16 protein-coding genes are annotated in these 17,856 nt (G+C 71.6%); 12 read left to right on the plus strand and 4 right to left on the minus strand.

Annotated elements, in window-relative coordinates:
* Positions 1 to 61 precede the first annotated feature (61 nt).
* Positions 62 to 3,187, plus strand: coding sequence for a M14 family metallopeptidase (locus CLV56_RS10130; protein WP_211288035.1), 3,126 nt, complete (start codon positions 62 to 64; stop codon positions 3,185 to 3,187).
* 96 nt (positions 3,188 to 3,283) lie between these two features.
* Here CLV56_RS10130 and CLV56_RS10135 read toward each other — a convergent pair whose 3' ends face one another.
* Positions 3,284 to 3,922 (minus strand): hypothetical protein, encoded by a 639-nt coding sequence (locus tag CLV56_RS10135; protein WP_039363511.1) that lies wholly within the window; start codon positions 3,920 to 3,922, stop codon positions 3,284 to 3,286.
* A gap of 109 nt (positions 3,923 to 4,031) precedes the next feature.
* On the minus strand, positions 4,032 to 6,128 hold the full coding sequence (locus CLV56_RS10140; RefSeq protein ID WP_039363512.1) for a PhoX family protein: 2,097 nt from the start codon (positions 6,126 to 6,128) through the stop codon (positions 4,032 to 4,034).
* A 146-nt stretch (positions 6,129 to 6,274) separates the two neighbouring features.
* On the opposite strand from CLV56_RS10140, the gene CLV56_RS10145 reads away from it, so the two are divergent.
* The 5 genes from CLV56_RS10145 (at position 6,275) to sigJ (ending at position 10,696) form a co-directional block, all read left to right on the plus strand.
* Positions 6,275 to 7,633, plus strand: a complete 1,359-nt coding sequence (locus CLV56_RS10145) for a hypothetical protein (RefSeq protein ID WP_100414778.1) — start codon at positions 6,275 to 6,277, stop codon at positions 7,631 to 7,633.
* Positions 7,630 to 7,818 (plus strand): helix-hairpin-helix domain-containing protein, encoded by a 189-nt coding sequence (locus CLV56_RS10150; protein ID WP_039363513.1) that lies wholly within the window; start codon positions 7,630 to 7,632, stop codon positions 7,816 to 7,818. The genes CLV56_RS10145 and CLV56_RS10150 overlap by 4 nt, the downstream gene beginning before the upstream one ends.
* A 93-nt stretch (positions 7,819 to 7,911) precedes the next feature.
* Positions 7,912 to 8,949: a sigma-70 family RNA polymerase sigma factor gene (locus tag CLV56_RS10155; RefSeq protein ID WP_039363514.1), complete on the plus strand. Its 1,038-nt coding sequence runs from the start codon at positions 7,912 to 7,914 to the stop codon at positions 8,947 to 8,949.
* An 80-nt stretch (positions 8,950 to 9,029) separates the two neighbouring features.
* A complete protein-coding gene (locus CLV56_RS10160; protein WP_039363515.1) occupies positions 9,030 to 9,800 on the plus strand; it encodes an SDR family oxidoreductase in 771 nt (256 codons plus the stop codon).
* Positions 9,797 to 10,696, plus strand: a complete 900-nt coding sequence (sigJ, locus tag CLV56_RS10165) for an RNA polymerase sigma factor SigJ (protein WP_039363516.1) — start codon at positions 9,797 to 9,799, stop codon at positions 10,694 to 10,696. The genes CLV56_RS10160 and sigJ overlap by 4 nt, the downstream gene beginning before the upstream one ends.
* A 21-nt stretch (positions 10,697 to 10,717) precedes the next feature.
* Here the strand turns inward: sigJ and CLV56_RS10170 are convergent, their stop codons facing one another.
* Positions 10,718 to 11,677 carry a DMT family transporter gene (locus CLV56_RS10170; RefSeq protein WP_211288036.1) on the minus strand — a complete coding sequence of 320 codons (960 nt, stop codon included), beginning with the start codon at positions 11,675 to 11,677 and terminating at the stop codon, positions 10,718 to 10,720.
* A 95-nt stretch (positions 11,678 to 11,772) separates the two neighbouring features.
* Between CLV56_RS10170 and CLV56_RS10175 the strand changes: the two genes are divergently transcribed.
* The 5 genes from CLV56_RS10175 (at position 11,773) to nhaA (ending at position 16,728) form a co-directional block, all read left to right on the plus strand.
* The gene (locus tag CLV56_RS10175; RefSeq protein ID WP_039363517.1) at positions 11,773 to 12,564 is read left to right on the plus strand and encodes a polysaccharide deacetylase family protein; all 792 of its coding nucleotides are present in this window, start codon (positions 11,773 to 11,775) and stop codon (positions 12,562 to 12,564) included.
* A 105-nt stretch (positions 12,565 to 12,669) separates the two neighbouring features.
* Positions 12,670 to 13,626 carry an ABC transporter substrate-binding protein gene (locus CLV56_RS10180; protein WP_100414781.1) on the plus strand — a complete coding sequence of 319 codons (957 nt, stop codon included), beginning with the start codon at positions 12,670 to 12,672 and terminating at the stop codon, positions 13,624 to 13,626.
* Entirely contained in the window at positions 13,627 to 14,457 is an 831-nt protein-coding gene (locus CLV56_RS10185; RefSeq protein ID WP_211288037.1) for an ABC transporter permease, read from the plus strand.
* A 20-nt stretch (positions 14,458 to 14,477) separates the two neighbouring features.
* Positions 14,478 to 15,272, plus strand: coding sequence for an ABC transporter ATP-binding protein (locus CLV56_RS10190; RefSeq protein ID WP_039363521.1), 795 nt, complete (start codon positions 14,478 to 14,480; stop codon positions 15,270 to 15,272).
* A 34-nt stretch (positions 15,273 to 15,306) separates the two neighbouring features.
* Positions 15,307 to 16,728: a Na+/H+ antiporter NhaA gene (gene nhaA / locus CLV56_RS10195; RefSeq protein WP_039363523.1), complete on the plus strand. Its 1,422-nt coding sequence runs from the start codon at positions 15,307 to 15,309 to the stop codon at positions 16,726 to 16,728.
* A 47-nt stretch (positions 16,729 to 16,775) separates the two neighbouring features.
* On the opposite strand, the gene CLV56_RS10200 is transcribed toward nhaA, so the two are convergent.
* Entirely contained in the window at positions 16,776 to 17,321 is a 546-nt protein-coding gene (locus CLV56_RS10200; RefSeq protein WP_039363525.1) for a DsbA family protein, read from the minus strand.
* Between the two features lie 110 nt (positions 17,322 to 17,431).
* Here CLV56_RS10200 and CLV56_RS10205 point away from each other — a divergent pair, with 110 nt between their 5' ends.
* Entirely contained in the window at positions 17,432 to 17,782 is a 351-nt protein-coding gene (locus tag CLV56_RS10205) for a UBP-type zinc finger domain-containing protein (RefSeq protein ID WP_039363528.1), read from the plus strand.
* Positions 17,783 to 17,856 lie beyond the last annotated feature (74 nt).

Consider the following 17,856-nt stretch of genomic DNA (forward strand, 5'->3'; position numbering starts at 1 on the left):
CGTACCCGTCAGAAGTACGTCGGCGAGACGATCTCTCGTCGGAATCTTCACTCTCGCCCTGATGGGCGGGGTGCTGGCCGCGACCGGCCCAGCCTCCGCCGAGACGCCCAAGAACGAGCCCGGCCCACGTGGGTCCGGGCTCGAGGTCTATACGGCCACGGTCGACTCCGAGGGGCTGGACGCGCTCGGCGAGGTCGGCGTGGACCGTGACCACGCCACCACGGACGTCACGAAGGACGGCGAGGCCGAGGTCGAGGTCGTTCTGACCCCGGAGCAGGCAGGGGAGCTCGAGGGCGAGGGCGTCGATCTCGACGTCAAGGAGGTCGACGGCGTCGCCGCCTCGACGATGATGGCTCGCCAGGCCGCGGCCGGCTTCAGCGTCTACCGCTCCTACAGCGAAGCGGGCGGCATCAAGGACGACCTGGTCGCGACCGCGAGGGCGAACCCGAGCCTGACGAAGCTCGTCAAGATCGGCACCTCCGGCACCGGTCAGCCCATCTACGCGCTGAAGGTCACGACCGGCGCCAAGTGGCTCAAGGACGGGCGCAAGCCGTCGGTCCTCTACGGAGCGACCCAGCACGCGCGCGAGTGGATCACACCGCAGATGGTGCAGCGGCTGATGCACTACATGATCGACGGGTACGGCTCCGACCGCGAGATCACCAAGCTCCTGCGCACGACCGAGCTGTGGTTCCTCCCGGTGCAGAACCCGGACGGCTACGACTTCACCTTCACCGAGGGCAACCGGCTGTGGCGCAAGACGCTGCGGGACAACAACGGCGACGGCGTGATCACCAACGGTGACGGCGTCGACATGAACCGCAACTTCCCCTACAAGTGGGGCTACGACAACGAGGGGTCCTCGCCGCAGCCTGCGAGCGAGACCTACCGCGGTCCGGAGCCGGCGTCGGAGTCGGAGACGCGGGCGACGATCGGTCTGGTCGACAAGGTCGGCTTCGACTTCTTCATCAACTACCACTCGGCCGCCGAGCTGATCCTCTACGGCGTGGGCTGGCAGGTGGAGACGCCCACACCGGACGACGAGATCTACGAGGCCCTGGCGGGCACCGACGAGAACCCGGCGATCCCCAACTACGACCCGGACCTGTCCGCCGAGCTCTACACGACCAACGGCGACACCGACGGTCACACGCACGAGGAGCAGGGCACGCTGGCGTTCACGCCGGAGATGTCCACGTGCCAGACGATCAGCAACGCCGATCCCGACGACGAGTGGGAGGCCGCCGACTGTGCGAGCGGGTTCAACTTCCCCGACGACGAGGAGCTGATCCAGCAGGAGTTCGAGAACAACATCCCGTTCGCGCTCGCGGTCGCTCGGTCGGCTTCCGACCCCGACGACCCGAAGTCGTCGGTCGGGCTGAAGACGCCGACCTTCGACGTCGACGACTTCCCGGTGTCGTACGGGACGTCGCAGGAGGTCGCGGTGGTCGCCAAGCGTGCCGTGAAGAACCTCAAGATGACCTACAAGGTCCGGGAGGCGTCGCCCTCGAAGGGCAAGGGCAAGGGCAAGGGCAAGACGAAGACCCGGACGGTCAAGGCCAAGGAGTGGAGGGGCGGCGAGAAGTACGGCGGCGAGAACGACATCTACTACGCCGAGTACCGTGCCGAGGTCCCGCGCCAGCGCTCCGGCGACGAGGTGACGGTGAGCTTCAGCGGCAAGCTGAAGTCGAAGGGCGGCAAGGGTTCCTGGGGCAAGCGCGCCAGGACCGTCAAGAGCGAGTCCTTCAGCTACACCGTCGCCGACGACATCGGGGACGACGTGCTCGTGCTCGCGGCCGAGGACTACACCGGCGTCTCGCCGGCCCAGGCCGACGGCCCGAACTACGTCGACACCTACGTCGACGCGGTCGAGTCGGCGGGCTACAGCACCGACGTCTACGACGTCGATGCGGCGGGGCGGCTCGCTCCGCACCCGTTGGGCGTGCTGTCGCACTACGACGCCGTCGTGTGGGAGACCGGTGAGGACGTCATCGCCCGCAACGTCGGTCAGGTGCCCGGCACCGCTGCGAAGTGGTCGTACGACACCGAGCTGAACGTCCGCGACTACGTCAACGAGGGCGGCAAGCTGCTCGTCGCCGGCAAGTACGCCTTGTTCGCGCAGGCTGCCGACGGCTCGTACTACTACGACCCGTACGAGGAGGCCGGCGACGTCGGGTGCACCACACCGGGTGCGGACCCGTGCCTGCCGATGGGCAACGACTTCCTCCAGTACTGGCTCGGGTCGTACCAGTACGTTAGTGACGGGGGAACGACCGACGACGGGACCTTCCCGCTGGTCGGCGACGAGGACACCCTCTTCGACGGCTGGAGCGCGTCGCTCAACGAGACGCAGGACCACACGGCGGCCTTCGTGTCGACGTCGTCGTTCCTGCCGCCGGACGAGTTCCCGCAGTTCACCTCCGAGGCACCCGTCTCGTGGGACCGCGGGTTCGGCGATCCGTACGCTCCGTACACCGGCGACTGGTTCGTCTCGAGCCAGTCGGCGGACCAGGCCTACAAGCGTCTGGCCCGCACGGTCGACCTGACCGGGGCCTCCTCGGGCAGTCTCGACTTCCGGATCTCGGCCGACACCGAGACGAACTGGGACTTCGTGTTCGTCGAGGTGGCACCCGTCGGGACGGACGACTGGACGACGCTGCCGGACGCGAACGGCCACACGACCCAGGCCACCGGCGACAGCTGCGCGTCGGGCTGGGTCGACGAGCTGCACCCGAAGCTGGCGCACTACCAGGGTGAGGACTGCAGCCCGACCGGCACCACCGGCGAGTGGAACGCGTTCAGCGGCAACTCCTCGGGCTGGCAGGACTGGTCGATGGACCTGTCCGCCTACGCCGGCCAGGAGGTCGAGGTCGCGATCGTGTACGCCACGGACTGGGCGACGACGAACCTCGGCGTCTGGATCGACGACGCCTCGGTCACCGTCGACGGCGCGACCGTCGCGGAGACGTCGTTCGAGACCGATCTCGGTGGCTGGGAGGTCCCGGGCGCTCCGGAGGGGTCGGGCGGCAACGCCAACGACTGGGAGCGGGCACAGGCCTCGGTCGACGAGGGTGCGGTCATCACCACGCCGGACACGGCGATGTACGGGTTCGGGCTCGAGGGACTGGCTCCCGACGAGGCGTCGGATCTGATGTCCCGCACGCTCGACCACCTGTTCGCCGAGTGACCGGAGCCTGAGGAAGGAGCACCACAGCGGTGGCCCGGCCGTCACGCAGCACGATCGCGTGACGGCCGGGCCACCGCTTCGTACGCCCCGGCGCGATCAGCCCCGCACGACGTCGGCGACCCGGTCGTCACGCGCCGCACGGACGCAGCCCGCGACCAGGCGGGCGAGATCCTCACCGTCGACCAGAGCGGCGAGCCGCGAGGGTGTGGTCGGCAGGCCGAGGGCCCGCGCGCCCCGGACGGCGAGGTCGTCGACGTACGGACGCAGACCCGGCCACACGGCCTGCGCCTCGCGGAGGAAGATCGCCGCGCCGGCCGGTCCGATCCCGCGGACCTCCTGCAGCCTGCGTGCGAGTGCGTCGGGGTCGTCGCCGGCGTCGGCGTGCATCCGCCGCAGGTCGCCGTACCACCGGGCTCGGACGTGCTGCGCGGCGTCGGCGAGCTGGGTCGCGGTGCGCTCGTCGTAGCGGCGGTACCCGCCGCGGCCGAGTGCGTCGACGCGCTGCTGCCAGGTGCTGTCCAGCATCCGTGCGGGCGTCCGCCAACCCGCCCGGCTCACCTCACGGGCCGACGCGACGGCGATGTCCGACGAGATCCGTGCCGACAGCAGGAGCGACAGGACGAGCAGGCGCCACAGCGGCGAGGGCTTGTCACGGAGCGTGATCCCGGCGTCGTCGCTGAAGGTGCGGCCGTACCGATCGAGCAGCCGCACCACGGTCGTGTGCGATCGCGACATGCGCTCGACGCTACGCTGCACCGGCGGCGCTGTCCGGACGCGGAAGCGCCCGGCGGGTGGTACGGATCCGTACCACCCGCCGGGCGTCGAGCTGTCGGGCTGATCCGGCTCAGCGGCCGATCGACCTGCCGTCCTTGCGCCACACGGCGGCCACGCCCGGACGGGGGATCGACGTGCCACCGTCGGGCCAGTGCGACGCCGGGGCCTCGTACGACGCGCCGTCGATCTCACCGGGGTGCTGCACGCACACCATCACGCGGTCGGAGTCGACGTACGGGCCGCAGGTCTCGGCGCCCCGAGGGACGGTGAGGAACTGCTTGACCTGGCCGCGGTACTCCCCGTCGACCGCGACCCCGAACAGGCCGTCGTTCGAGCCGAGCGCGTTGCCGTCGGTGGAGATCCAGAGGTTCCCGTACGCGTCGAACGTGACGTTGTCCGGGCACGAGATCGGCGAGACGGCCTCCTTGGGGTAGCCGGCGAAGTACGTGCTCGGGTCCTCCGGGTCGCCGCAGACGAGGAAGAGGTCCCAGGTGAAGGCCTCCGCGGCGCCGTCGTTGCCCATCTCGGTCAGCTCGAGCACCTGACCGTGGCGGTTGGAGTTGCGCGGGTTCGCCTCGTCGGCGGCCGGGTAGCCCGCGCGTCCGCGGTTCGAGTTGTTCGTGAGCGCGACGTACACCTTGCCGGTCCTCGGGCTGGGCTCGACGTCCTCGGGGCGGTCCATCTTGGTGGCACCCACGATGTCGGCGGCCTGCCGCGTGAACAGCAGCACCTCCTCCGCGGTCATCCCGGCCACGTACGAGGTGGTGCCGCTGACCAGCGGCACCCACACGCCCACGCCGTCGAACTCGCCGTCCGACGGAAGAGCGCCCGAGCCGTCGATCTCGGCCTGCGACGAGTCACCGAGGAAGCGGGCGACGTAGAGCGTGCCGGAGTCCAGCAGCGTGCTGTTGTGCCGGCGGGCCCACCAGGAGTCGCCGCGTGCCATCTTCTTGTCCGAGACGAACTTGTAGAAGTAGTCGAACCGCTCGTCGTCGCCCATGTAGACCGCGACCCGGCCGTCGCGGGTGACCTGCGGCTCGGCGGCCTCGTGCTTGAAGCGGCCGAGCGCGGTGCGCTTCTTCGGCGTCGAGCTCGGGTCGTACGGGTCGATCTCGACGATCCATCCGAAGCGGTTGACCTCGTTCGGCTCCTTGGCGAGGTCGAAGCGGTCCTCGAACTCCTCCCACTGCCGCGGCGTCGCGCCGGTCGGCAGCCCGTAGCGCGCGAGCCGCTCGGAGGTGGTGGGATCGGTGACCGCGCCGGCGTTGGCGAAGTACTGGTTGAAGTTCTCCTCGGCGGTGAGCCAGGTTCCCCACTGGGTCGTGCCGCCACCGCAGTTGTTCAGCGTGCCCAGAGCGGTCCGGCCGCGCGGGTCCGCGGCCGTGCGGACCAGCTCGTGGCCGGCGACCGGGCCGGTGAGCTCGAACTCGCTGTGCGTGTGGAAGCGTCGGTTCATCCGGTGCCCGACGAGCGGCGTCAACGCGCCCGAGCGGCGGTCCTCCTCGACCACGACGACCGACAGCCCGTGAGCCGCCCAGGCGATCTCGACCTGGTCGCGGGTCGGGTTCGCCTCGTCGTAGGCGGGGAACATCAGCGCCTCGTCGGTGTACTCGTGGTTGACGCACATCAGGTGCTTGCCGCGCCCGAGCGGGAACAGCCCGAGGAAGTCGCAGTTGTAGCCGAACTGCTGCTGCTGTGCCGCAGCGGTCTGGTTCGCCGGATCGAAGGCGGGCGCCCCGCGGAAGATCGGGTCGCCCCACGCCATCACGACGCCCTGGGCGTAGCCGGGCGGCACGGTGACGGCGTCGGCGGTGTTGGGTGCGACAGGCGTGAAGTCGAGTCCCTTGGCGGCGTCGGGGCGCCCGCCGCCGTGGCCCTTGCCGCCGCCCTTGCCGCGGCCCTTGCCGGGAGCGGCGGCCGCGGGGGAGGCGCCGACGGCACCGGCCGCGAGGCCCGCCGCACCGATCACGGCACCGGCGCGCAGGATGCCGCGGCGGGAGACGGCGCGGGCGGCGACGTCGCCGAAGTAGGGGTTGGCCGAGGTGTTCGGGGCGTCGTGGGCACATGCATCGCCGCAGCGGTAGCGGCAGGTCATCGCGGCTCGGCCGGAGGCGCAGGGAGCCTCGTTGTCGGACGCGTCGAGCAGCGGAAGCAGGCGAAGGGGCACGGGAGATCTCCTCGTTCGTTCGTCGTGACCGTCAGCACGCTAAGGACGGCTGCGGTCCGTCGCCGGAACCGCAGGAAAACGAGAGGTGAACGTTCCCGATCGCGCTAGGGTGACGTCCGTCGGGCCGCGCGGACGAGGAGAGGCCGATGGCTGCGTCGAACGAATCTGGTGGCGCCGAGGACGAGATCGCTGCGCTGCGTGCGGAGGTCGCCCGGCTGCGCGCCGAGGCGTCGGCTCGCGAGGCGGGGGAGTCGCCGCCCGCGGACGACGGTGCGACGACCGGACGGACGTCGAGCCGCTGGCGCTGGGTCGCCTTCGGCGTGCTCGTGGCGCTCGCGGTGGTGCTCGCGCTCGGTGGCGTGGTCTCGCGCTACACCGCCTCCATCCTCCTCGACACGGACCGCTACGTGGAGACGGTCGCGCCGCTGGCGGACGAGCCGGCTGTGCAGGACCAGATCGTCGACACGGCGACCGAGCAGCTGATGGCGCAGGTCGACGTGGAGGCGATGATCCGCCAGGCGCTGACCGGTCTCACCGAGGTGGCGCCGCGTGTCCCCGACCGCGTCGTCGGACTGACGCCCGTCCTGACCTCCCAGGTCGAGACGTTCGTGCACAACACGCTGGAGCGTCTGGTCCGCAGCGACGCGTTCGCCACGACCTGGGCGGAGGCCAACCGTCAGGCGCACGACTCCGTCGTGGCCGTGCTCACCGGCCGGGAGGACTCCAGCGTCACGGTCGACGACCGCGGCACCGTCTCGGTCCGGCTGGACGCGCTGCTCGCCGCTGCGAAGGAGCAGCTCGTCAACCGGGGCTTCACCTTCGTCGAGGGACTGCCGAGCGTGAACGCCGAGTTCGAGGTGTTCCAGTCGGCCGACGTCGTCCGGGCCCAGCGTGCGACCGACCTCCTCGACCGCACCTCGACCGTCCTGCCCTGGCTCGCCCTCCTGCTGACGGCGCTGGCGATCTGGGCCGCACCGCTCGGCCGGCGCCGCCGGGCCCTGGTGGTGGCTGCCCTGGCGATCGCCCTGTCGATGCTGCTGCTCGCGCTGGCGGTCGCGATCGGCCGCAGCTTCTACCTGTCGGCCGTCCCGGCCGACCTGATCACGATCCCGGCGGCCGAGACGGTCTTCGACGCCGTCGTCGACCCGCTCCGTACGACCTTCCGTGCGGTGTTCGCGCTCGGGGTCGTGGTGGCGCTGGTGGCCTTCCTCAGCGGCCCGTCGCCGGCAGCGGTCGGGCTGCGTCGTGGAGTGGGATCGGTCCGGCAGCGGTGGGACGACTCGGACCGCGAGCCGAGCGGCGCCGAGCTGTGGCTCGGCCGCAACCGCATCCTCGTCCGGTCCGCGATCATCGCGGTGGCGGCGGTCGTGCTGGTGTTCTGGCGCTATCCGAGCGGTCTCGTCGTGATCACGATCGCCCTGCTGGCGGCCCTCGCGCTGGTGGTCACGGAGGTCCTCGGCAGGACGCCACGTCCCCACGACGAGTCGGCCGAGGTGCCGTCGTGACCGATCTCCCTGACGTTCCCGGTGCGCCTGCTCGGCGAGCGCTCGCCGGCGCGGGGATCGTGGACCTCGAGTCGCTGGCACGGTGGCGGGAGGCCGACGTGGCCGCGCTGCACGGTGTGGGGCGGCGGGCGATGACCGCCCTGCGCGAGGCGCTGGACGAGGCGGGGATGGCCTTCCAGGACTAGCGGCCCCCGGGCCGCCCGACGGTCATCGCGTCTTCTCGTGAACCTGTCAGATGCGTACGGTTGACTGCAGGCATCCGAACGAGGGGGACCCCGATGACCGCTGCCGTCGCCACTGACGCCGACCTGGAGGAGTATCGCCGCGAGCTGACGGGCTACTGCTACCGGATGCTCGGGTCGGCCTTCGACGCCGAGGACGCGGTGCAGGAGACCATGGTCCGTGCCTGGAAGGCGCTCGACCGGTTCGAGGGTCGGTCCTCGCTTCGCTCCTGGCTCTACCGGATCGCCACGAACGTCTGCATGGACACGCTGGGGTCCGGTCAGCGGCGCGCCCGCCCGATGGACCTGTCGTCCACGGCGTGGCAGCCGGTCGCCGACTCGCTGTCCGCCCGCCGTGCCAACGAGGACTGGCTCGAGCCGATGGTCGACGAGCGGGTCCTTCCGCCGTCGGCCGACCCGGCCGAGGTCGCGGCGGGGCGCGAGTCGATCCGGCTCGCCTTCGTGTCCGCTCTCCAGCACCTCCCGCCCCGGCAACGCAGCGTGCTGATCCTGCGGGAGGTGCTCCGCTGGCAGGCGAAGGAGGTGGCCGAGCTGCTCGACACCACGGTCGCCTCGGTCAACAGCGCGCTCCAGCGCGCCCGCGCCACCCTCGACGGGCTGGGTGAGGAGACGAGCGCGTCCGACCCCATGGACGACGACGTCAAGGACCTCCTCGATCGCTACGTCGCGGCGTTCGAGGCCTACGACATCGACGCATTCGTGCAGCTGCTGCACGAGGACGCGACCCAGAACATGCCGCCCTTCGAGATGTGGCTGGCCGGTCGCGAGGACATCGCGGCGTGGATGCTCGGCCCGGGCTGCGGGTGCCGAGGCTCGAGGACGATCGTCACGTCGGCCAACGGCGCCCCCGCGATCGCCCAGTACCGCCTGGTCGAGTCCGCGATCGAGCCGCTCGTCCACGGCCCGGGCGACGCGCCGCCCGGGGACATGCCGGCGGACGCGACCCACCTGCCGTGGGCACTTCACGTGCTCGACATCCGTGACGGTCGCGTCGCGGGGATCACCAGCTTCCTCGACGTGACGCTCTTCGAGCTCTTCGGCCTACCCCGCTGGCTCCCCGCGTCGGCCGACTGAGCCCGACCCGGGAGCGATGTCACATTCCACGTCGCCACGTCGTCCGTGAGGTGAGAGAGTCCGAACGGAAGGAGTGCGCGATGAGGATCGCCGTCATCGGAGGGACCGGGATGCTGGGGGCGCCGGTCACAGCCGCGTTGAGGGATCGAGGCCACGAGGTCCGGGTCCTGACCCGACACAGCGAGCATCCCGTCGACCTCACGACGGGTGAGGGGCTGGAGGACGCACTCGACGGCTGCGACGCCGTGGTCGAGGCCGCCAACACCCGCTCGCCGAAGCTGGCCGAGGAGGTCATGGTCGGCGGCACACGGAGGATCCTCGCGGCCGAGCAGCGCGTCGGGGTCCCGCACCACCTGGCGATCTCGATCGTCGGGCAGGAAGCGGTCCCGTTCGGGTACTACCGTGCGAAGGTCGAGCAGGAGAGGCTGGTCGTCGACGGCCCGGTGGGCTGGACCCTGGTCCGGGCGACGCAGTTCCACCCGTTCGTCGCCGATCTCCTGGCTTCGGCCGCGCGGCTCGGCGTCGTCCCCGCCCCGCGGTTCCTGACGCAGCCGGTCGACGCCGGCGAGGTCGGGGCGGTCTTCGCCGACGCGGTCGAGGAAGGTCCCGAGGGCCGCACGATCACGGTCGCCGGACCCGAGGCGCGACCGTTGCGCGCGTTCGTCGACGAGTGGCGGGACGGCACCGGGAGCCACGCCCTCCGGATCCCGTTGCGGGTGCCGGGCGGCCTGGGCCGTGCGCTGCGGGACGGCGGCCTGGTGACGGACTCGCCGGACGTCCGCGGCCGCATCACGTTCCGGCAGTGGCTCGCCGCGCAGCACTCCGACGAGCCGGTGGCGACGCGCCCGTGAGCGGTGCGACCGAGAACGATCTCGCCGCTGCCTTCGAGGAGCACCGGCCCCACCTGCTGAGGGTCGCGTACGCCACGACCTCGTCGTGGGCAGCGGCGGAGGACTGCGTCCAGGAGACGTGGCTGCGGTTGGAACGCACGGACGTCGCGGAGATTCGTGACCTTCGCGCATGGCTGACCACGGCGGTCGGTCGGATCGCGCTCGACCAGCTCGGCAGCGCACGCGCTCGTCGCGAGCGGTACGTCGGGACGTGGCTGCCCGAGCCGGTCGTCGAGCCGGCACCGGACGCGGCGGGCGCCGATCCGGCGGACCGCGTCACGATGGACGAGTCGGTCGGGCTGGCGCTGCTCGTCGTGCTCGAACGGCTCTCGCCCGCGCAGCGGGTCGCGTACCTGATGCACGACGTCTTCGGCCTGTCCTTCGACGAGATCGCCACGATGGTCGGGCGGTCTCCGGCCGCGGTGCGCAAGCTCGCCTCCCGGGCGCGCCGGGACGTGCGGGCCGCGGGTCCGCGCCGCCCGGCGGGGCCGGACGAGCAGCGCGAGGTCGCCGACGCGTTCTCGGCTGCCTGCCTCGACGGCGACCTGGCCAGGCTCGTCGCACTGCTCGACGCGGACGTCGAGCTGCGCTCCGACGGAGGGGGTCTGGTCTCGGCCGTCCGGCAGGTGCAACGCGGCGCCGAGGGAGTCGCCCGCATCCTCATCGGATTCGCGCGCCAGCCGCCGCTGGCGGCGCGACGGGTGCTCGTGAACGGCGATCCCGGCATGCTGCTCCGGTCGGCGGACGGCGTGCTCACCGTCCTGTTCCTCGAGATCGACGACGGGCGGGTCGTCGCCGTCGACATGGTCCGCAACCCCGACAAGCTCCGCCACCTGGCGGACGACCTGCTCGGGTGACGTCGCGACGCGGGCAAGGACTCAGTCGCGCTCGGCGTCGGCGAGCGGTGACGGTTCGCCGGCCGGCACGGCGTCGGGTGTGCGCCGGCGCGGCCGCAGGCGCGTGATCGCGACCCCGACGAGGCACACGACGCCGCCGACGAAGCCGAGCGCGGTCGGGACCTCGTCGAGCAGCCACCAGGACAGGCCGATCGCGACCGCCGGCACCAGGTAGGTCGTCGCGCTGGCCGGGCCGGCCCCGACCCGGCGCAGCGCGTACGCCCAGGTGGTGAAGGCGAGGGCCGTCGGGAACACCCCGAGGTAGACGACGCCGAGCAGGGCTCCGGTCGAGGCGTCGCGGGCCTCCGTGACGAGCTGTCCCGCGAACGGCAGGCAGGTCACGGTGCCGATCACACAGCCGAGCCAGGTCACCTGGAGGGGGCCGATGCTCGGCATCGCCGGCTTCTGGAGCAGGACACCGGCCGCGTAGAGCACCGCGGCGGCGAGGCAGAGCGCGACGCCGAGCAGGTCGACGTCCTCGTCCCCGCCTCCGCTGCCGCCGAGGCCGATCAGCACGACGCCTCCGAAGCCGACGGCGAGTCCGACGACCAGCGTGCGCGGGAACCCCTCCCCGAGGAACAGCCCGGCGAGCACGGCGATGATGATCGGTCCGAGCTGGATCAGCATGGAGGCGGTCCCGGCGTCGAGGTGCCGTTCGCCGGCGTTGAGCGCGACGTTGTACGCACCGAACCACAGCACTCCGTACCCGAGGACGAACCAGGCGGTGCGACCACGAGGAAGGGGCTGTCGTCGAGGCAGCGCCAGGACGCTCAGCACCAGCGCCGCGACGAGCAGGCGTCCGAGCGACAGCGCACCGGGAGACAGCTCGTCCCCGACCGCGCGGATCCCCACGAACGCCGAGGCCCAGAGGACGACGGTCACACCGAGAGCCGCGAACGAGAGGTCGCGGGCGACGGTCGTCGCGGACGGCTGGCTGCTCACCACGCGAACCTACGTCCCGGCCGGGCATGTCACCAGCGAATATCGGACGTCGCACGATAGCGTTCGGCCAGGCTCGGCACGCGAGAGGTGAGGTCGTGCAGACACGGACGGTCGCCCTGCTGGCGCTGGGCTCGGTTCTCGTGCTCGCGGCACTCGTGCGTCCGGACTCCGGGGACTCCCCCGCGCAGGCCGAGCCCGACGAGCCGCGGCGCGCCGTCGTGCGTGACTGGCCGCTCCTCGATGCGACCGGGCGCGCACCGCGCGGGTCGACGTGCGGCAACCGCAGCCGTCGTGTGCTGCTGTCGTTCGACGACTGGGACTACGCCGAGCCGAAGCGCATGGTCGCGACCGCTCGTACCGCGAAGCGGCTGGACGTCGGCATGCTGTACTTCCCGCTGGGGGAGCCGAACACCGCGTACCGCCGCGCGCACGGCAAGAGCCTCGCGGACAAGGTCCGCGCCCAGGGGCAGTACGTCGGGAACCACACGTACGACCACCGGAGCCTGTCCACGCTCGGGGCGGCCGCGATCCGCCGCGAGATCCGGGGCGGGGTCCGCAGCAGCCTGCTGCGGCCGCCGTACGGCGCGTACGACGCACAGGTGGCGGCGATCGCGAGCGACCTGAGGTACCGGATCTGTCTGTGGACCCTCGACACGCGCGACTGGCGCGACCTGACGCCGAAGCAGGTGCGGACGCGGATCGTCCGCAACGTCCGCCCGGGCGACGTGATCCTGCTGCACATGAACCACGCCCTGCACCGCCGGTACGACGTCCGGGCCCTGGTGAGCGCGGTCCGGTCCACCGGGCTGAAGCTGTGCCGCCCGTACCGCGAGCACGGCGAGCCGGCGACCTCGCCCGTACGGGTGCCGCGGAAGCTGCGCTGCTGATCGGGGCGATCAGTGTGAAGTGAAACCTTCACGTCACGGAAGGGCGGTCGGTCGGTAACACCGCGTCGGCACAGTGGTGCACCCACGATCCCGGAAGGACCGCCGATGACCCGACGCCGACCCCTGCGCCTCCTCGCAGCGGCCGCCTCGCTGTCCCTGCTCACCGCCGTCGCCGCGTGCGGCGGCGACGACGAAGCCGCTGCCGGCGACGACACCACGGTCGTCAAGGTCGGCACCCTGCGCGGCCAGCCGCACTTCTACGCGCCCCTGCTCTACGAGGACGGTGACGGCATCACCTACGAGGCCGTCACCCTGGACACCGCACCCGCCCTGAACGACGCGCTCGTGTCGGGCCAGGTGGACATGGTGGTCGGGAGCATCACCGCGACGATCGCCTCGGTCGCCCAGGGCCGCGACCTGCGGATCGTGGCCAACGCGGCCGACGGCGGGTCCGGCTTCGTCGGCAACGACACGATCCAGTCCGTCACCGACGTCGAGGGCAAGAAGTTCGGCTACCTGGTCGCGAGCTCGCAGGAGATCGCGATGCGCCTCACCTTCGAGGAGGCCGGTGTGGACGCCGACGCCGTCGAGCTGGTCGAGCTCGCGCCGCCGGAGTTCTTCAACGCCTTCTCCACCGGTCAGATCGACGGCTTCTGGGCGCCGGAGATCGCCGTCTCCCTCGCCCTCGGCGACGGCGGCCACGAGGTCGCCTCGCCGTACGAGACCGAGATCGGCCGCGTCAACATCGCCCTGATCACGACCCAGCGGCTGATCGACGACGACCCCGACCTGGTGCAGAAGGTCGTCGACGAGCACACCCGTGTCACCGAGGAGATGACGACCACGCAGGACGTGTGGCTCAAGGACCTGGTCGAGACGTACGGCGGCGACCAGGAGGTCTTCGAGACGGCCCTCGACAACTTCTGGCTCCGCGCGGACATCCCGGACGACTGGCAGGCGCAGATCCAGGCGCTGATCGACGCCTCGTACGAGCTCGGCAAGATCACGGAGAAGCCGGAGCTCGGCGACGTCGTCGTCGACACGTTCGCCGAGACGTCCTGAGTGCCGGTGGCGACGACGCGTGGGCGGGCCGGCGGGACCCTGAACCGGGTCCTGCTGGCCCTGCCCGTCCCGATCGCGATCCTCCTGCTGTGGCACTTCGGGGTGCAGCAGCAGTGGGTGCTGCCGTTCGGGATCAAGATGGGGTACGTGCCGGAGCCGGGCCGGGTGGCGGAGGTCTTCTGGGACTTCTGGTTCGGCGGGATCCTCGACGACGCCTTCAGCGGCACGGCCCTGGACCATCTGCTCGCGAGCACCGCCCGCGTGCTCGCGGGGTTCGGTCTGGCGGCCCTCTTCGCGATCCCGATCGGGGTGCTGATGGGTCGGTTCTGGGTGGTCGATGCCGCGCTGGACCCGACCGTGAGCATCGTCCGGCCGATCCCCGCGACGGCCTGGGTCCCGCTGGTGCTGCTGATCATCGGGTTCGGCAACCAGGCCACGATCTTCCTCATCATGCTGTCGGCGTTCTTCCCGATCCTGATCAACACGATCTCGGCCGTACGGCAGGTCCCGCCGCGCCTCGTCGAGGCGGCACAGATGCTCGGCACGTCGCGTGCCGGGGTGCTGCTGAAGGTCGTGGTGCCGGCCGCGACCCCGGGGATCGTCAGCGGACTGCGGATCGGCCTCGGTCTGGGGTGGGTGATCCTCGTCCTCGGTGAGGCCAACGGCATCGACACCGGCCTCGGCGCGGTGATCAACCTGGCGCGCGAGCTCGTCCGTACGGACCTCGTCGTGGTCGGGATGATCTGCATCGGGCTGGCGGGCTTCGTCTCCGACCGGCTGCTCGTCGGTCTCTTCAAGGTCGGCCTCGGGCGCCGGCCGCTCGTCGGTTGATCGCGACCCGGAGGTCTGTGATGGCACGCATCGAACCCCCCGTCCCGCTCGAGGGCCAGGTCAGGATCGAGCAGATGGCGAAGTGGTACGGCCCGGTCGGCGAGGGCGTCGAAGCGCTGGGCGGTCTCAACCTCGACGTGCCGGCGGGGGAGTTCCTCGCCGTCGTCGGGGCGTCGGGGTGCGGCAAGAGCACCCTGCTCCGCATCCTGGCCGGGTTCGAGGACCACACCGACGGTCAGGTCGAGGTCGGCGGCGCGCCGGTGACCGGCCCGAGCCCGCGACGCGGCGTGGTCTTCCAGGACTACGGGCTCTTCCCGTGGCTGACGGTCTCGGAGAACGTCCGGTACGGGCCCCGTCAGCGGCGGGTCCCGCGCCGCCGCGCGAAGGAGATCGCCGCACGCTACATCGAGACCGTCGGGCTGAGCCGCTTCGCCGACCGCTTCCCCGGGGAGCTGTCCGGAGGCATGCAGCAGCGGGTCGCGATCGCGCGCGTGCTGGCGAACGAGCCGGCTCTGCTGCTCATGGACGAGCCGTTCGGCGCGCTCGACGCCCTCACCCGCACCTCGATGCAGCACGAGCTGAAGCGGATCCACGCGGAGACGTCGGCGACCGTCGTGTTCGTCACCCACAGCATCGAGGAGGCGGTCTACCTCGCCGACCGGGTCGTGGTGATGACCGGGGGACCATCGCACGGTGTGCCGGGCCGGATCGAGAAGATCGTCGACGTGGACCTCGGCGACCACCGTGACGTGAACGCACCCGACTTCAACGCGATCGAGCGTGCGATCTCGGACCTCGTCCACGTCGGCGCGTAGTGCGGATCCGGCGGCGCGCTGGAAAGATCGGCCCGTGACCGAGCCCGTCCCGACCGGGGTCCCGCCGCTGCCCGGACCGCGCCCGCGCGTCGTGGTCCCGTACCCGCGGCTGTCGCCGGGGCTGCGCCGCTACTTCTCGACCGAGGCGGGCGGCGCGACCCTGCTGCTCGCCGCGTCCGCGATCGCGCTGGTGTGGGCGAACCTCCCCGGCGACTCCTACCACCACTTCTGGGACACCCACGCGACCGTCGACATCGGCGACTGGGGGATCGACCTGTCGCTGCACCACTGGGTCAACGACGGGGCGATGGCGATCTTCTTCCTCGTGGTGGGTCTGGAGGTGAACCGGGAGCTGACCGTCGGCGAGCTGCGCCACCCACGCGCCGCGTCGGTCCCGTTCCTCGGAGCCGTGGGCGGACTCGCGGTCCCGATCGCGCTGTATCTGGCGATCAACCCGTCCGGCCCGGACGCGGCGGGGTGGGGGATCCCGATGTCGACGGACACGGCGTTCGTGATCGGCATCCTCGCGCTGGTCGGCCCGCGGTGCCCGGACCAGCTGCGGGTCTTCCTGCTGACCCTGGCGATCTTCGACGACATCGGGGCGATCGCGCTGATGGGGATCTTCTACGCCGACGCGCTCGACCCGATGGCACTCGCCTTCGTCGTCGGCCTCGTCGTGGTGCTCGCGGCGATGCGGTGGACGGGGGTCTGGCAGGTCACCCCGTACCTGCTGGTCGGAGCGGGCCTGTGGGTCGCGGTGCTCGAGTCCGGCCTGCACCCGACCCTGGCGGGCGTCGCGGTCGGTCTGCTGATGCCGACCCGCAAGGAGGTGCACCGCGACGAGCTGCGGCGCTACCTCTCCTTCTACGGTCGGGCTCTGGTCGAGGAGACCGACCCGATCCGCTCGAGGCTCGCCGTCAGCGCCGCCCGCGCCGCCGTACCGGCCGGTGACCGTCTCCAGGAGGCGCTGCACCCCCTGAGCTCCTACCTCGTCGTGCCCGCGTTCGGTCTCGCGAACGCCGGCGTCGTCCTGGGTGCGGAGGAGGTCTCGGACGCCTTGTCCAGCCCGGTGACGCTGGGAGTCGTCGTGGGTCTGTTCGTCGGCAAGGCGCTCGGCGTGGTCGCCGGCGCGGCCATCGCGCTGCGCACGGGCCTCGGCGCCCTGCCCGGGCAGGTGCGCTACGGCCACCTGATCGGTGGCGGGTTCCTGTGCGGGATCGGGTTCACGATCTCTCTGTTCATCAGCGAGCTCGCCTTCGACGACGAGGCGCTGGTCAACGAGGCGAAGGTCGGGATCCTCGTGGGCTCGGTCGTGTCGGCGATCGCCGGGGCGCTGATCGTCCGGTACTTCGGAGAGCGGATGTCGCTGTGCTCGCCGGACGAGGAGGACGGCCCGCCCCCGCTCCCCGAGGGGCCGTGGCGTGCTCCTGCCACGCCGTGGCGCCCGCCGGCCTGACCCGGCACGCGATCCATCCGGCCGTGACGGTCGCCCGCGCGGGTCTGCTAGGAACGGGCCCGCGACGCACCGCGCCGCGAGAGCCCGAGCTCGTCGCGCAGGTCGTTGAGAGTGACCTTCCCGAGGTACGGGGTGTCCTCGACGAAGAGGGTCGGCGTCCCGTGGACCCCGAGCGCGATCCCGTCGGCGTAGTCGGCCCGGACCGCCTCGGCGTACTGCTGCGCCGCGTCGCCGACCAGGGTCGAGGTGTCGAGCTCGAGGAACCGCCCGTACTCCACGATCGACGCGTCGTCGAGCCGGTCCTGGTGCTTGAACAGCTTCTCGACCATCGGCCAGAACGCCCCCTGCCGGCCGGCCGCCTCCGCTGCCAGCGCCGCGGTCAGCGCGAACGGGTGCACCGTGTAGAGCGGGAAGTGTCGCCAGACCAGCCGGACCTGGTCCTCGGAGGTGTCCACGAGCTCGCGCAGCACGGGGGCCGCGGCCCCGCAGTACGGGCACTCGAGGTCGCCGAACTCGGTGATCGTCAGCGCGGCCTCGGGGTTGCCGTACACCCACCGCTGCGCAAAGCCCTCGTCGCTGCGCTCGTCGCTCATGCTTCTGATCCTTCCACGCGATCCCTCGTGCGGCCCGCGATCCGGCGACGTAGCCTGAGGCCCACGAGGGTCCGTACGGGGGTCGGTGCCCGCGTCCGACGGGGGAGAGCATGACCGAAGGTGTCGACACCGAGGTGGCGCCGAGCGGCCCGGGCTGCGCGGACTGCGAGGGGGCGGACCCGCCCGGATGGTGGTTCCACCTGCGGCGGTGCGCGACCTGCGGCCACGTCGGGTGCTGCGACTCGTCGCCGGCGCAGCACGCCACGGCCCACTACCGGTCGACCGGTCATCGCTACGCCCAGTCGTACGAGCCGGGCGAGGACTGGTGGTTCGACTACGCGGAGGAGGCGATCCTCGTCGGTCCCGAGCTGGCGCCGCCGACGTCACGCCCTGCGGACCAGCCGGCTCCGGGCCCGTCCGAGCGGGTGCCCCCGGACTGGATGCTGCGCCTCCACCGCTGAGCCGCCGCGGCGACGGCGTCCGCGATTCGTCGGGTTGCGTACCGAATCGGCTCGCGCAATCAGTCGAGAACCCG

It is taken from the genome of Mumia flava (assembly GCF_002797495.1).
Taxonomy (GTDB): domain Bacteria; phylum Actinomycetota; class Actinomycetes; order Propionibacteriales; family Nocardioidaceae; genus Mumia; species Mumia flava.

Coding starts and splice junctions, on each gene's coding strand:
- CLV56_RS10135 (WP_039363511.1), bottom strand. CDS start 3,922: ATGTCGCGATCGCACACGACCGTGGTGCGGCTGCTCGATCGGTACGGC.
- CLV56_RS10200 (WP_039363525.1), bottom strand. CDS start 17,321: ATGAGCGACGAGCGCAGCGACGAGGGCTTTGCGCAGCGGTGGGTGTAC.
- CLV56_RS10160 (WP_039363515.1), top strand. CDS start 9,030: ATGAGGATCGCCGTCATCGGAGGGACCGGGATGCTGGGGGCGCCGGTC.
- CLV56_RS10155 (WP_039363514.1), top strand. CDS start 7,912: ATGACCGCTGCCGTCGCCACTGACGCCGACCTGGAGGAGTATCGCCGC.
- CLV56_RS10130 (WP_211288035.1), top strand. CDS start 62: ATGGGCGGGGTGCTGGCCGCGACCGGCCCAGCCTCCGCCGAGACGCCC.
- CLV56_RS10190 (WP_039363521.1), top strand. CDS start 14,478: ATGGCACGCATCGAACCCCCCGTCCCGCTCGAGGGCCAGGTCAGGATC.
- CLV56_RS10145 (WP_100414778.1), top strand. CDS start 6,275: ATGGCTGCGTCGAACGAATCTGGTGGCGCCGAGGACGAGATCGCTGCG.
- CLV56_RS10180 (WP_100414781.1), top strand. CDS start 12,670: ATGACCCGACGCCGACCCCTGCGCCTCCTCGCAGCGGCCGCCTCGCTG.
- CLV56_RS10205 (WP_039363528.1), top strand. CDS start 17,432: ATGACCGAAGGTGTCGACACCGAGGTGGCGCCGAGCGGCCCGGGCTGC.